At 65.0% G+C, this 14,685-nt stretch carries 8 protein-coding genes; 4 read left to right on the top strand and 4 right to left on the bottom strand.

Annotated elements, in window-relative coordinates:
- Positions 1–46: 46 nt before the first annotated feature.
- The 4 genes from Q1M07_RS13360 to Q1M07_RS13345 are packed head-to-tail and all read right to left on the bottom strand — an operon-like array spanning position 47 to position 7,221.
- Positions 47–2,197, bottom strand: a complete 2,151-nt coding sequence (locus Q1M07_RS13360) for an EAL domain-containing protein (RefSeq protein WP_300454407.1) — start codon at positions 2,195–2,197, stop codon at positions 47–49.
- The gene (locus Q1M07_RS13355) at positions 2,197–4,602 is read right to left on the bottom strand and encodes a response regulator (RefSeq protein WP_300454406.1); all 2,406 of its coding nucleotides are present in this window, start codon (positions 4,600–4,602) and stop codon (positions 2,197–2,199) included. The genes Q1M07_RS13360 and Q1M07_RS13355 overlap by 1 nt, the downstream gene beginning before the upstream one ends.
- The gene (locus tag Q1M07_RS13350) at positions 4,599–5,159 is read right to left on the bottom strand and encodes a YfiR family protein (RefSeq protein ID WP_300454405.1); all 561 of its coding nucleotides are present in this window, start codon (positions 5,157–5,159) and stop codon (positions 4,599–4,601) included. Before Q1M07_RS13350 ends, Q1M07_RS13355 begins: the two co-directional genes overlap by 4 nt.
- 10 nt (positions 5,160–5,169) lie before the next feature.
- A complete protein-coding gene (locus Q1M07_RS13345; protein WP_300454404.1) occupies positions 5,170–7,221 on the bottom strand; it encodes a TonB-dependent receptor in 2,052 nt (683 codons plus the stop codon).
- A gap of 370 nt (positions 7,222–7,591) precedes the next feature.
- Here Q1M07_RS13345 and Q1M07_RS13340 point away from each other — a divergent pair, with 370 nt between their 5' ends.
- The 4 genes from Q1M07_RS13340 (at position 7,592) to Q1M07_RS13325 (ending at position 14,630) form a co-directional block, all read left to right on the top strand.
- Positions 7,592–9,607: a methyl-accepting chemotaxis protein gene (locus tag Q1M07_RS13340; RefSeq protein ID WP_300454403.1), complete on the top strand. Its 2,016-nt coding sequence runs from the start codon at positions 7,592–7,594 to the stop codon at positions 9,605–9,607.
- A 174-nt stretch (positions 9,608–9,781) separates the two neighbouring features.
- The gene (locus Q1M07_RS13335; protein WP_300454402.1) at positions 9,782–11,938 is read left to right on the top strand and encodes an EAL domain-containing protein; all 2,157 of its coding nucleotides are present in this window, start codon (positions 9,782–9,784) and stop codon (positions 11,936–11,938) included.
- Positions 11,939–11,974: 36 nt separating this feature from the next.
- Positions 11,975–13,027, top strand: a complete 1,053-nt coding sequence (locus Q1M07_RS13330) for a GGDEF domain-containing protein (protein ID WP_300454401.1) — start codon at positions 11,975–11,977, stop codon at positions 13,025–13,027.
- 124 nt (positions 13,028–13,151) lie between these two features.
- Positions 13,152–14,630, top strand: a complete 1,479-nt coding sequence (locus Q1M07_RS13325) for a diguanylate cyclase (RefSeq protein ID WP_300454400.1) — start codon at positions 13,152–13,154, stop codon at positions 14,628–14,630.
- Positions 14,631–14,685 lie beyond the last annotated feature (55 nt).

Here is a 14,685-nt window from a genome sequence, read left to right as displayed (position 1 = left end):
CGCGATCGCGCCGGATGCTTCTCCGAGGCCACCTTGCCAGGCGGGATCATCTGACGAGCAAGAACTGCCGCCTGAAATCGTGGCCTTGGCCATGCGCGAACGAGGCCGCAAAACGATCGGCCGGCAGTGGCCGCGAATAGAGAAAGCCCTGCTGGACCGGGCAGCGATGCGCCAACAGAAAAGCGGCCTGCTGACGCGTTTCGACGCCTTCGGCGACGACTCGCATGCCGAACTGGTGACCGAGTTCGATGATCGACAAGGCGATCGCCGCGTGCCGGCCGCCAAGGGCGACGTCGGTCACGAAGGTGCGATCGATCTTGAGTTCGTCGATTGGAAAGCGGTGCAGGTAGCTGAGCGACGAATAGCCGGTACCGAAGTCGTCGAGCGACAGCCCGAAGCCCTCGTCGCGCAAAGCGCTGAGGATCGTGATCGTACGATCGGCGTCGACCATCAGCAGTGACTCGGTCAGCTCGAACACAATTTGCCGAGGTGAGATCCCGGCGTGCCGGACGGCGGCACAAAGCTTGGCCGAAACGTCGGCCTGCAGGAAGCTCGGGCTCGCCAGATTGATCGACAGGCGCAAGGCGGCAAACCCGGCGTCGGCCCACTCGCGGCACTGCCGGGCGCCGGCGGCGACGACCCAGTCGCCGAGCGCGACGATCAAGCCCGATTCTTCGGCCAGCGGGATGAACTCGTTCGGTCCGAGCAGTCCGCGCTGCGGGTGCTGCCAGCGCACCAGCGCCTCGGCGCCGATCATCCGGCCGCTGGCGAGATCGATCTTGGGCTGAAAATGCAGCCGCAACTCGCCGCGCGCGATCGCTCGGCGCAAGTCGTTTTCCAGTTCAAGCTTGACGCTCGCCGCCTTGTTCATCTCCTCGTCGAAGAAGCGGAAGGTGGACGGCCCCACCGCCTTGGCGGCGTACATCGCCTGTTCGGCGTGGCGCCACAGCGCCTCCACCGTGTCGCCGTCGCGCGGAAAGACGGCGATGCCGATGCTCGCCGTCAGCACCAGTTCGCGTCCGTCGAGCAGCAGCGTTCGCGAAACCGCCTGCAGCAGGCGCTCGGCGACCATCGCCGCGTGGCTTGGCATGCGCACTTCCATGACCAGGACGGTAAAGGCGTCGCCGTCGATGCGGGCGACCATCTCGGCCGCCCGCAGCGGCGGGTTCAAGGCCAGCAGGTCGGCGCCGCGCACCGACGAGCGCAGTCGCTCGGCGACCGTGCACAGAAGGCGATCGCCGGCCGCATCCCCGAGCGCGTCGTTGACGCTCTTGAAATGATCGAGGTCGAGATGCAGGATGGCGCAGCAATTGCCCACACGTTGTGCGCGGTCGAGTTCGACGCCGACCATTTCGGCGAAGAACTGCCGGTTGGCGAGTCCGGTCAACGCGTCGTGCATGGCCAGATGCTCGATGCGGCGTTGCGCCTGGACGCGCTCGGTGATGTCCTGGGTAAAACCTTCGGCGCCGACTATTCGCCCACTCGCGTCGCTGACCGGAACCGCTTCCTCGAACACTTCGAGCAGTGTGCCGTCCTCGCGCAGCATGCCGTAGGAAATCTGGTAAGGGCTTCCTTCGCGCAACAAGGCTTGCCGGGCGGCGTCCAGGCGCGCCCGATCAGTCTGCCGGACGCGGTTCAAAAAGAGCTTTGGTGTAGCGCTGCCGGCAAGATCCACGTCGCCAAAAATGCGCCTCGTCTCGTCGGAGAACGACAGGCGTCCGTCCTCCCTCGACCACTCCCAGTTGCCGATCCGCGCCAGTCGCTGGGCCTGCGCCAGGCTCTGCTGGCTGCGCGCCACGTCCTGGATGGCGCGACTGGCACGCAGGCCGTAGCGCACGCGCAGCGTCAGCAGCAGCCAGTTGATCGGTTTGGTAATGAAGTCGGTGGCGCCGGAGGCATAGGCCCGTTCGATGGAATCCGTGTCGTTGAGGCCGGTGAGCATCAGAATCGGCAGCCACTTGCCGAGCGAATGTTGACGGATCCACTCGCATACCGCATAGCCATCGATGCCCGGCATCATCACGTCGAGCAGCACCAGATCAATACGCTGTTCGTCGAAGAGACGCAGCGCATCCTCGCCGCAATCCGCTTCGCTGACCGTGAAACCTGCATGGCGCAGCGACTCCGCGGCCAGAATGCGGACCATTTCGTCATCGTCGACCAGCAGCACACGTCCTTTCGCATCTGGCGTCGCCACTAGCCACCTCCTTCCTTCTTCGCGGCGGCCGCCGCGCGATGCCGGGCCAGCGCCCCCTGGAAATCATCGTAGGAGCGACGCAAGAGCAGCGGCCAGTCGGCGGCCGGCTGCTCGCCGGCGCGCAGCAAGGCTTCGAGCTGCCTGGCCTGATCGGACAGCGCCAGCGCACCCACCGTGGCACTCGACGACTTGAGCGTATGCGCCGCACGCTGCAAGATCGTGGTGTCGCCCTGGCTGGCGGCCTGTTCGATGTCGGTCAGCAGCCGGCCGGCGCTTTCGTTGAACATGTCGAGCACGCGGTCGGCAAACTCCGGTTTCGAACCGTCGGCAACCATCGGCAGCGACTGGACGACGCGTGGGTCGAAGACCAGCGCGGCGCGGCGTTCGTTGCGCCTCGGGCTGGCATGCGCTGCCCCGGCATCGGCTTCGCCGGCCTTCGGCTGAGCGACCGGCAGCGTCACGTTGCGCACCAGCGCCGCGGAGAGTTGCGCCCGGTTGATCGGTTTCGCCAGATAGTCGTTCATGCCGGCCGCCAGACACTGTTCGCGGTCGCCGGCCAAGGCATTCGCCGTCAGGGCAACGATCGGCACCGCGGCGCGGCCGGACTGCCGCTCCTCCTGGCGGATCTGGCGGCTGGCCGCGAAACCGTCCATGACCGGCATCTGGCAGTCCATCAGAATCAGGTCGTAGAAGCCGCGACGGGCGGCATCCACCGCCTGCGCACCGTCGTGCGCAAAATCGGTCTGGCAACCGAGGGTGTTGAGGATGGCTCCGGCGATCTCACGGTTGACGTCGTTGTCTTCCACGAGCAGCACGCGAACCCCGGTGGGATGGGAGGTCGGTGTCGACGCGGTGCGCTCGGGCAGCGGTCCCGAGTAACGCTCGACGCACTGGCGGAACCAGAAGGTCGACCCCTTGCCTTCGGAACTCTCGAAGCCGACATCACCGTTCATGCGGTGGGCCAGTTCGCGGATGATCACCAAGCCCAGTCCGGTGCCGCCAAACCGGCGGGTCGTCGAGTTGTCGGCCTGCGTGAAGGGTGCGAAGAGCTTTTCGCCCGCTTCGCGCGAAATACCGACGCCCGTGTCGGTGACGGAATAGCACAGAGCGCAAGACTCGCCAGCGCTGCCCGGCACGGGACTGACGGTGCTCGGCAAGCACTCGCAGGTGAGGGTGACGGTGATCGAGCCGTGCTCGGTAAACTTGACCGCGTTGCTCAGCAGATTGCTGATAATCTGCTTGATGCGGAAAGGATCGCCGAGTACGGCGGCCGGCAGGTCGGGAGCAAACACGGTGCTGAGCAGCAGCCCCTTGGCCGATGCCATTTCGCCGAACGGTTGCACCGCTTCCTCGACGAGTCGCTGCGGACTGAAGGGAACGCATTCGACTTCGAGCCGCCCGGATTCGATCTTCGACAGGTCGAGAACGTTGTTCAGCAGATGAAGAAGCGATTCGGCGGACATGCGCAGCGTGTCGGCGTAGCGCCGCTGCTGTTCCGACAGGGGAGTGTCGAGCAGCAGGTCGGCCATGCCGATGACGCCGTTCATCGGCGTCCGGATCTCATGGCTCATGTTGGCCAGGAAACGCGACTTGGCGACGTTGGCGCTTTCGGCCTGCTCCTTCGCCAGGCGCAGTTGCGCGGTGCGCTGTTCGACCTGCTGTTCGAGCGTGGCACGGTGTTTTCGGAGTTCGTCGTCGCGCTGCTCGACTTCGCTCAGCATGCTGTTGAAGCCGCCGATCAGTTCGCCGACTTCGTCGCGCCCGAGTACCGGCAGGCGCCGCGAGTAATTCCGGTCGCCCGCCACCTGTCGCATGACCTCGGTCAGTTGCAGAATGGGCGCCGATACCGAGCGTTGCAGACGCGCCGCGAGCAGCAGTGCCGTTCCGAAAGCGAGCAAGGTACCGGAGAGGACGACCAGCATGCGATGCGCGATGTCGTCCCACATCGGCCGCAGGTTCGATTCGATAGCGAGCGTCCCGATCACTTCGCTCCCCTGCCGGATCGGGTACTCGATGCGCAGCACGTCATCCCAGTACAGACCGGTGACCGAGGCGCTGGCGGCGCCCGGTCGGCTCGCGCTCACCGTTCGGTCGGCGCCTGGCGGGTAATGGGCAAAGACGCCGCCGGCCGGCAAGGTGATCGACGCGGTGAGGACTTCCGGTCGCACACGCAGACCGGCCAGCGTCTCGCGGGCCGTGCGCGCGTCCTCGAAAGCGATCGCCGGCGCGCTGCTGGCCGCCAGGAATTCCGCCATGCCGTACAGTTTGGCGACCTCCCCTTCCCGGTTGTCGTCGATCTCCGAAACGCCGAAGAGCAGCGTGCTGACCAAGAGGCCGGCGCCGGTCGTCGTTCCGATGAGGAGCATCAATTTGCTCTTCAGCGGCAGATCGCGTAAACGCATCATCGATTTCTTCCCGAGATGTCGGCCAGATTGCGGGCGAGTTTGAGCAAGTTCGAACTGGCCTTGAGCTGCGCTTGTTCGAGTGCTTGGCGATTGACTTCGAACTGCAGACGCCCGTCGCCATGGACGAGGCCGATCGCGCCGCCGGCATCGATGAATCCGTCCAGGTCGCTGACGGTCAATATCGGTTGTCCGGCAAGTCCGCGCAGCGTCAGCGCCACCCGCCGCTCTTCCGATTCGCCGACGAATACTACCTGACAAGCGCGCATCTCGTCGACGCCGACCACGCGTCGTACGGCAACGGCCCGCCCCTGCACCTGCCGGCTCTCGAGCGACGCGGCAGCGCTGCCGAGGGCATCGCGCCCGACCAGGCAGATCAGCAGCGGCGCATCCCGGGTGGAAAACACCCGCTCCGGCCACTCGACGTAGCGGGCAAAGTTGAGGATGAAAGCCGCCTTGGCCTGTGCCTCGCTGAGCGTCGTCTGCGCCGATGCGATGGCCCCCGCTGCGGCGACGATGGCCAGCACAAGGACAGGCCATCGGCGAACCCGAAGCCTCATCTCGTGGCTCTCAGAACTGCCACTTGGCTTTGAGGTAGACGCCGCGCTGAATCTCCAACGCCTGCGACGGCAGCAGAGTGGGAATCGCTTCCGGATGCTGGCCGTCGAGCAGGTTCTGGCCGACCAGAGACAGTTCGAGATCGCGCGTCGGTCGCCAGGCATAGCGCAGGTCGAGCGTCGTGTAGGCGGGGACGAACAAGGGCGAACCGTGATCGCCGAGCCGGCTGACGTAGCGCAGCCAGAGGTCGAAAGTCTGCCGCTCGGCGAACGACATCGACGAGCGCAGCGACATCTGATGTTGCGGATCGGAAGCGTTCAACGTGTTCACCGTGCTGATCGACCCCGGATCGCCGGTTTTCGACCAGGCGTGCAGATCGATGTAACTGTAGATCGGCTGAATCCGCCACCACGGTAGCGGGTACCAGTCCGCCGCGATCTCGATGCCGCGGGTACGGGCCCTGGCGCTGTTGTCGGGGAAAACGCTCTGAATGAGGTAGGGTGGCCGCGCCAGGACCAAGCGCGTGCCGCCCAGCGTCGTTGCCCGCAGGTCGTCGTACTCGTCTTGGAAAGCCGCGATGTCGACCGACAGGCTGGGGCCAAACTGCTGGCGGTAACCGATCTCGTAAGCCAGCACCGTTTCGTTGCGCAGATCTCCTTCGGCCGGAACGTTGCGGGTCAGGATCGGCAGAGGGCTCGGATTGCCCGGCGCGCCGGCCGGCAGGACCGAGAAATCGACTTGCGCGTCGAGTTCAGCGCGCGACGGCGTGCGTACCGCCCGCGAAACCGAGCCCCACAGCGACTGGCTGACGGTCGGCGTCCAGATCAGGCGCGCATTGGGCATCGGCTCGAAGCCGGTGAAGCTGTTGTACTCCAGTCGTGTGCCGAGCATCATGCGCAGTTCGCTCGGCACGAGTGTGATTTCGTCCTGGATGAAGGCGCTGGTGAGGCTGAAACCACGACTCTCCCGGCGAATTGCAATGACGTTCCCCGAGTCGATGGCGTCGCGCGAATAGCGATAACCCAGGCCCCAGATCAGATCGTGACGGTCGCCGATCAGCATGCGCTGCTGGAAATCGACGTCGGCGGTGGTCCGCCGTTCCTTGAAGACACCGGCGATCTCGATTTCCGTCGAGTCCACGTAGGCTTGCACCGCCATTTCGGAACCGCCGGCCAGCATCCATTCGTCACGACCGAGCAGGTGCAACCCCTTCCCTTCCTGTCGCACGTCGCTCAGCGTCAGGCCGCTCGGCGACCGGAGATCGGGCAGGCGCCAAGTATCCCCGGTCACGCCCGAAAAGACCTGACCGCTGAGCGTCAGCCGGTGACCGTCGCCCATCGCCCAGTCGCCGCGAAATCCCAGGCGCCCGGCGCGCCAGTAGTCGTTGGCGTAGCTGCCGTCCGGAGTCACGGCTTCGTCGCGCGCGAAAGCCTTACCCCAGACCCTGAAATGACCGTCGCCGCTCTCGCCACCGTAGCGCAACGCCGCGAGCCCTCTTTCGTCGCTGCCACCCGCGGCGACGAGCAAGCCGCCCTGTGTGTCGCGCGCCCGGCGGGTGATGATGTTGATCACTCCGTTGACCGCGTTGGAACCCCACATCGCGGCGCCCGGCCCGCGAATCACTTCGATACGGTCGATGTCTTCGAGCAGCGTATCGTTGTCCTCCCACAGCACGCCCGAGAAGATCGGCGAATAGATGCTGCGGCCGTCCATCAGCACCAGCAGCTTGTTGCTGAAACGGCTGTTGAAGCCGCGCACGCTGACCGCCCAGCGATTGTTCGCCAGGCGCGCCACCGCGACCCCCGGCGCCAGGCGCAGAGCTTCGGGAATGCTCGTCGCACCCGAACGCTCGATATCTTCGCGACTGATGACGAAGACCGCTGCCGCCACGTCGTTGAGGTGCTGCGACTTGCGCGCGGCACCGGTGATCTCGACGTTGAGCAGATCCTCGAGACTCATGTCGACCAGTTCGGGCGAGGTGGCGCTCGCGGCGGCAGACAAGGCCAGCGCGTTGACCAGACAGAGAGGACGCCCAAGCATGGCGAACGACGGCTTCAACTTCATGGCTCAGATTCTCCGAAAATCCTGGGTGTTCCCCCGGCGGCGGTTGCCGGATAGCGCGATGCGACTCCCCACGCCGCGCCAGCACAACGGACGAATACCCATCCCCTCGCAGTTGCTGACCGGCGACGCGCAATGATAAGACCAATGGCTCGTCCATGAAAGGCGATCGTCCACCCGTTTCCCCCGCTCCGCCGACTCGCCGGCAGGGCGGCGGCGGGGCGACTTGCAGCCATCCGGCATACGATGCCGCACCGGCAACGATGCGCTCCATCGATCGTCGTTCGGCCGTGGAATCAATTTCAGCTTCATGGTCGAACGCCATTATACTTGCCATTTTTTCTCCCTTTTATGGCACCGAAAGGAGACCGGCGTGCAAGCCCTGCGAAATTTTTCCGTCGCCCTGAAGCTCAATCTTGTCCAGGGCGTCGTCCTGCTGTTGATCATTCTGGCCGCAACGCTGGGAACCACCTGGCATCTGCACCAGCAACTGGAAAACGCCGCGCTGAACCAGTTGCAGCAAACCAACCGCCTCGTCGTCTCGATGCTCGAAGCTTTCGATCGAGGGCTGCGCAACGATATCGAACGCGCTGGCCGGCTGTTTGCGGGAAGCTTCGACAGACAGCCACCCGAACTGGTCCAGGAAGGGGACTCGCCTCGCCTCCTGCAACAGGGGGTGGCGATCAGCGAACGGATCGATCTGGTCGACGCCTTCACGGCGAAGGCCGGAACCGTAGCGACCATTTTCGTTCGCCGCGGCGACGACTTTCTGCGTACGGCGACTTCGCTGAAGAAGGAGGACGGTACGCGGGCGAACGGCACCCTGCTCGGCGCCGAGCATCCGGCACGCCGGGCCATTCTCGCCGGCCAGGCCTACACCGGCAAGGCGTTGTTGTTCGGCCGGGACTACATGACGCACTACGCGCCGGTACACGATGCGACGGGCAAGGTCGTGGCGATTTTTTTCGTCGGCCTCGAGTTTACCGAGTCGCTCAAGGCGCTGAAGCAGAACTTGCTGGCCATCAAGGTCGGCAAGACCGGTTACGTCGCGGCACTTGACGCCGGTGCGCACAAGGGCGTGGCGACCATTCATCCGACCCAGGAAGGGGTCAACATGCTGGCCACCACGGACAGCCGCGGTTTCGAGTTCGTCCGCGAGATGGTGGACAGCAAGTCCGGCGTCATCCGCTACGACTGGCTCGATCCCGGAGAGAACCGCCACCGGCAGAAGATCGGCGTGTTCGATCACTATCCGGGCTGGAACTGGGTCGTGGTTTCGACGAGCTACCTCGACGAAATCAGTGACGGTGCCAACGCCATCGTGCGCGACATCGTCACGATGGCGCTGGCCATCATCGTGGCGGCGATGGCCAGTGGCTCCCTGGCGACGCGCCTGTGGATCACGCGCCCGTTGCAGGAGGTGATCACCGAAGCGGAGCGAATTGCCAATGGCGACCTCACCCGTCCATTGACCGCCGACCGCCGCGACGAGGTCGGCTGCCTGAAGCGCGCCATCGGCCAGATGGCGGGCCATCTGCAGACGACGCTCGGCAATGTGCAGCAGGCTGCCGGCACGATGCTCGCTCAGTCGCTGACACTGGTTAGCTCGGCACAGCAGCTCAGCCGCAGCGCCGAGGTGCAGCGTGACGCGGCAAGTGAAATGGCGATCTCGGTCGAGCGAACGAGCACGACGATCGAACAGGTGGCGCAACATGCCCGTGATGCGCAGCAACTCTCGCACGGCTCCGGCAAGGCGGCCAAACAGGGCGCCGCAGTCATCGGCCAGGCGACCGGCGCGATGGGCCAGATCACCGGCTTCGTACGTCAGGCATCAGGCACGGTCGACGAACTGGGACGCCGCTCGCGGGATATTTCGGTCGTCGTTCAGGTGATCCATGAAATTGCCGAGCAGACCAATCTGCTCGCCTTGAACGCCGCCATCGAAGCGGCGCGGGCCGGCGAACAGGGGCGCGGCTTCGCGGTGGTCGCCGACGAGGTGCGCAAACTTGCCGAACGAACGGCGAAGTCTACGCGTTCGATCGGCGACATGATCAGCGGTATCCAGGACGGCGCCCGGGTGGCTGTGGAGCAGATGGAGAATGGCGTGGCGCAGGTCGTTCAAGGAGCGCGCTTGGCAGATCAGGCCGGTCAGGCAGTCGGCGAGATCGATACCAGCACGCGCCAGGTCATCGCCGCCGTCGGCACCATTTCCGGTGCGATCAGCGAACAGAGTGTCGCCAGCCAGACGATCTCCCGTGGCGTCGAACGCATCGCCCAGATAGCTGACGCCAATCACTCGGCGGCCAAGGATACCGAGCAATCGGCACACGCGTTGCGCAACCTGGCCACGCAACTCGAGCAGGCGTTGAGCGCGTTCCGCCTCGCCTGACCCAGACCTTGACTGGCTGCTCGACGCGTGCGCCCTTGACGCCATCTGCCACCCGCTGCGGCAGAACGAAGCGCCATGGGTGCCAGGCAGTTCCCCTTCTGCCACATGCCGCATCGGTTTTTCGGCGCTTTCCCGGCGTGCTGTCGCGACGACGCCAGGAGGGAGGCGAGGTCGATGGGCGCCACTGAGCAGCGCCATCTGTCGCGAGCCTTGGTCGTCGACGACGATCAGGTTCTGCGCCTGCTCGAACAGGAGACACTGTCGCAATTCGGCTTCGAGGTTTGCCAGGCAGCCGATGGGGAAACGGCGCTGGCCCTGCTCGTCGAACTGCCGCCGGACCTGGTCCTGCTCGACGTCGACATGCCGGGAATCGACGGCTTCGAAGTTTGCCGGTGTATTCGTCAGCGCTGGGATGCCAACGACGTGCCGGTGATCATGGTTACCGGAATGGACGATCTGAACTCGATCAACCAGGCCTACGAGTCAGGGGCCAGCGATTTCATCGCCAAACCGATCCATTGGCCGATTCTCGGCTATCGGGCGCGCTACGTGCTGCGCTCGGCACAGGCGGCGCAGCAATTGCGCGAACTCGAGGAAAGACAGTCGGCGATCGTCCGCGCCATGCCGGACATCATTTTTCTTGCCAACCGAGCCGGCGTTGTTCTCGACTACAAGGAGGGCTACGGAACGACCGCTTTCGTCCCCCCGGTCAGACTGCTCGGGAGCCGCTTGAGCGAGGTTCTGCCGGCCGACGTCGGGCGGCTGATCGTCCACGCCCTCCGGCGTTCGCTCGCTACCGGCGATCTGCAGGAAGCCGTCTGCCGGCTGATGCAAAACGACGGCGTCCACCACTACGAAGTGCGCATCGCGCCAAGCGGTACCGACAAAGCCGTGATCGTGGTGCGCGACATCACCTCGCAGCGGATCAACGAGGAAAGAATCCGGCGCCTCGCCTATTTCGACACGCTGACCGGTATCCCCAACCGGCAAAGCTTTCTCGAGCGGCTCGACCGCGAGTTGTTGCGTGCGCGTGGCGAAAAGCGTCAGGTGGCCCTGCTGTTCGTCGATCTCGACGGCTTCAAGCAGATCAACGACACACTCGGCCATGCCGCCGGCGACTACCTGCTGCAAGCCGTAGCCGAACGCCTGAAAGAAAAACTGCGCGGCAGCGATTTCGTTGCACGGCCTTTGCGCGAGGAATCCGGATTGCACGTCGCCCGCCTCGGTGGCGACGAGTTTGCCGTCGTGCTGCCCGATCTCGACAGCACGCAGGTCGTCACGCGGATCGCCGAGCGCATGCAATCGCTCATCAGCCAGCCTTTTCAGATCGGCCAGCACGAAGTGACGGTCAGCTCCAGTATCGGTGTCGCTCTCTTTCCTGACGACGGCGATGACAGCGCCAGCCTGCTCAAGCACGCGGACAGCGCGATGTATCAAGCCAAGGCACGAGGCCGCAACAACTGGCAGCGTCATGTCCGGACGCCAGACGGAGAAACCGCACCCGAGTTCGATCTGGCGAGCGAGTTTGGCCATGCTTTGCAGCGCGACGAATTGCGCCTGGTCTACCAGCCTCAGGTACTGGCCGACGACGGAACGATTACCGGCGTCGAGGCCCTGCTACGCTGGCAACATCCGCAACATGGCCTGATTTCGCCCAACGACTTTCTTCCTGTCGCCGAGCAGAGCGGATTGATCGTCGCCATCGGCGAATGGGTGATCCGCCACGCCTGCCGCCAATTGAAGACCTGGCTACGAGACGGCGTGATGGTGCCACGCGTGGCGGTCAATGTCTCGGCGCGCCAGTTGTGGATGCGGGACTTCGCTGCCTGCGTGACGGCGATCATTGCCGAAACAGGGATCGAGCCGAACCAGCTCGAACTGGAAATCAGCGAACGCCTTCTGACGAACCCGGATGCCGGCCGCGTCGATGGTCTCGAACGCCTGCAGCAACTCGGTGTCCGCTTGTCCGTAGACGACTTCGGAAGTGGCTACTCGTCCTTGTCCCACGTCAAACGCTGGCCGACCGGCGTGCTGAAGATCGATCAGAGCCTGGTGCACGGTTTGCCGCACCATCGCCGCGATGCCGGGATCGCGACCGCAATCATCGCCTTGGCACGCAGTCTGGGCCTGGAAGTCGTTGCGGAAGGCGTGGAAACGGTGGCCCAAGCCGATTTCCTGCATCGGGCAAATTGTGGCAAGCTACAGGGGTATTTGTTCAGCCGACCACTACCGGCCGAAGATGTCGAACGCTTGCTGCGGCAGGGTCGCATCGCGCTGCCCGCGCGCCGCTCAGAAGCCGGCTGCAGGCAGCGTGGCAAGACGGTTGGCTAAACGATAAGGGAGATGGCAGACGGTGGGCAAACAACGATGAGGTATCCCCACAGTGCGGCGCAGAGCACGGAATATCTGCGCCTGGCCTTGCAGCGCATGACCCAGCAGAACGCCGTTCTGCACCCGGTCAACTACGCTGTCTGGTACGAATATGTCTCGGGTCTGAACCCCGATCTGAAAGCGGCGGTCGACACGCTGCTGCGCGACGGCGGGCGGCTCGACGATGAGGCGAGCTATGTGCTGCACGCGCGCCACATCGCGGGGCTGAGCGCGGAGTCCGCGCTGCGCATCGGCAACAGCGTCAGCTCACTGGTCGACTGCGTGTCGGAATCCGCGCGGCAGGCCGGTGACCAGGCGTCGGAATTCGACAGTTCTCTGCGACGCTGGGGCGACTCGCTCGCCCAACCGTCGGCGAAGGCGGCCGAGCAGGCGCCTGGGCTGGCCGACATCCTGAGCGGCACGCGGCAGATGCAGCAGGCGATCAGTACCCTGCAACAACGGCTGGCGGCGAGTACGCAGGAAGCGCAGCAGCTCAGGCAGGAGGTCGCGCGCGCGCGCGAGGAGGCCCTGCTCGACGGCTTGACTGGACTGGCCAATCGCAAGGGCTTCGATCTGGCACTTGCGGCGTCCCTCGAGGAAGCTTGCCACGACGTCAGCGGGCCGTGTCTGCTGATGATCGATCTCGATTGGTTCAAGCGCCTCAACGATACGCACGGACACGTCTTCGGCGACAAGGTGCTGGTCAGCGTCGCCACGATCCTGAAAGCCAACGTCAAAGGCAAGGACACGGCCGCGCGCTTTGGTGGCGAGGAATTCGCCGTGATCTTGCCGCGGACGCCGCGCGGCGGCGCCATCGGCCTCGCCGAAGCCCTGCGCGCGCTGGTTGCCTCCAGCCGGATCCGGCAGGTGGGCAAGAACGACTCCTGGATCGGCAACATCACGGTCTCGATCGGCGTCGCCGACCACCTGGCCGGGGAGTCCGCGCTGGAACTCGTCGCACGCGCCGATCGCGCCTTGTACGCCGCCAAGGCGCAAGGACGCAATCGGGTCAGCCTGGCACCACGTCCACAAGCCCAGCCCGCCCGCTAGGCGGGCGGGCGCAGCCCCTTGGTTCGTGCGCTTGAAACCCGTATAGTGGCGCTTCGGTCGGAGGTGAGTTCGGGCCACGTGCTGCGACGCGCGGACGACGGCTAATTCGGGGGAGAGCTTGGCGGTGAATGACGACGACCTGGTAAGGGCACTAGCTCGGGACGGCGTGATCCGAATGACGGCGCTGCTGTCACTGCTGATGCCGGCTAGTTCAGGCGTCGGGTTTGGCGTCAAGGGGCTGGACGGACGTTACCGATTGTCCAACCGGGAGATGGAACGACTGCTCGGTGACGGCATCGAGCGCCTCGACGGGAAGTCCGAAGACGAGTTGCTGCCCCCTGCCGTGGGTAAGCAACTCGCGAGTTGCGAGCGCCGACTGCTCGAAGGCGCACCGGCCGCCTATGAGGAAATCGATCTGCCCGTGAGCGGCCGGACCAACCGCTATCTGTGGCTCAAGCTGCCGGTCGTCGGGCCCGACGAGAAACTGCAGTCTATCGTCTCGATCATACACGAAGTCGCCCCACCGCCGGCCAGCCCGGCCATGCAGCAGACCCTCGATCGCCTGCAGCGGACCAACCAGGAACTGCGACAGACCGTCGTCGAACTCGAGCAGGTGGCCGGCACCGACAAGCTCACTGGCGCCTGGAACCGGCGCCGACTCGAGGAGTGCGTACGCCGCGAGATGGATCGGCTGAACCGCTACGAACAGCCGCTCAGCCTGCTGATCATCGATATCGATCACTTCAAGCCAATCAACGACCAGCATGGCCACGCCGTCGGCGACCAGGTTCTGCAGGCGCTGACCAGTCTGCTGCAGAGCCGGCTGCGTGGCACCGACGCGCTGGCGCGCTGGGGCGGCGAGGAGTTCATCGTGCTTTGTCCCAACACTGACCGCTCTACAGCGGCGATGCTTGCCGAACGCCTGCGCTGCCAGATTGAACGCGCCAGCTTCCCGGTCATCGGTCAACTCACGGTCAGCATCGGCGCCGCCGAATGTTACGCCGGCGACACCTGGGAGGAGTGGTTTCAGCGCGCCGACGAAGCGCTCTACCGGGCGAAAGCCGGCGGCCGGAACCAGGCCCAGCTGGCACCGGACGCGATCAGGCCGGCCAACACGCTGGAGTATCTCGTCGCCGACTTCGTTCAGCTAGTCTGGCATCCAGCCTACGAATGTGGCAACGAGTTGGTCGATCGCGGACATCGACAGCTTTTCACCGACGCCAACGAACTGCTGGCGGCAATACTTTCCGGCGGCACGGCCGACGAGGTCGGAGTGATCGTCAGCCGGCTGATTGCCGATGTGCTCCAGCACTTTTCCGACGAGGAACAGGCGATCGTCGCCGCCGGCTTCCCCGGCGCCTCGGCGCATGTCGTGCTGCACCAGGAATTGGCCGACCAGGCGCAGCGTCTGGCGGCCAATTATGGCAGTGGCCGGCAGGGCGTCGGCGACGTCTTCCAGTTCCTCGCCTACGATGTCGTTACCCGGCACATGCTGGGCGCCGACCGTGAATTTTTCGCCCACCTGCAAAGCCACGCGCCCGCTCGCAAGAACCGCGCACCGGCAGAACGAAACCGTCGCCCGCCAAGGCCGAGGGCCCCGTGAACCGTCGGTTTGCCGCCCGCCGGCCGGGCCTGTGGTTTGCTGCGCGGCATCCGGC

It is taken from the genome of Accumulibacter sp., assembly GCF_029255285.1.
In the GTDB taxonomy this organism is placed as follows: domain Bacteria; phylum Pseudomonadota; class Gammaproteobacteria; order Burkholderiales; family Rhodocyclaceae; genus Accumulibacter.
This window is presented reverse-complemented; position numbering and strand designations above follow the sequence as displayed.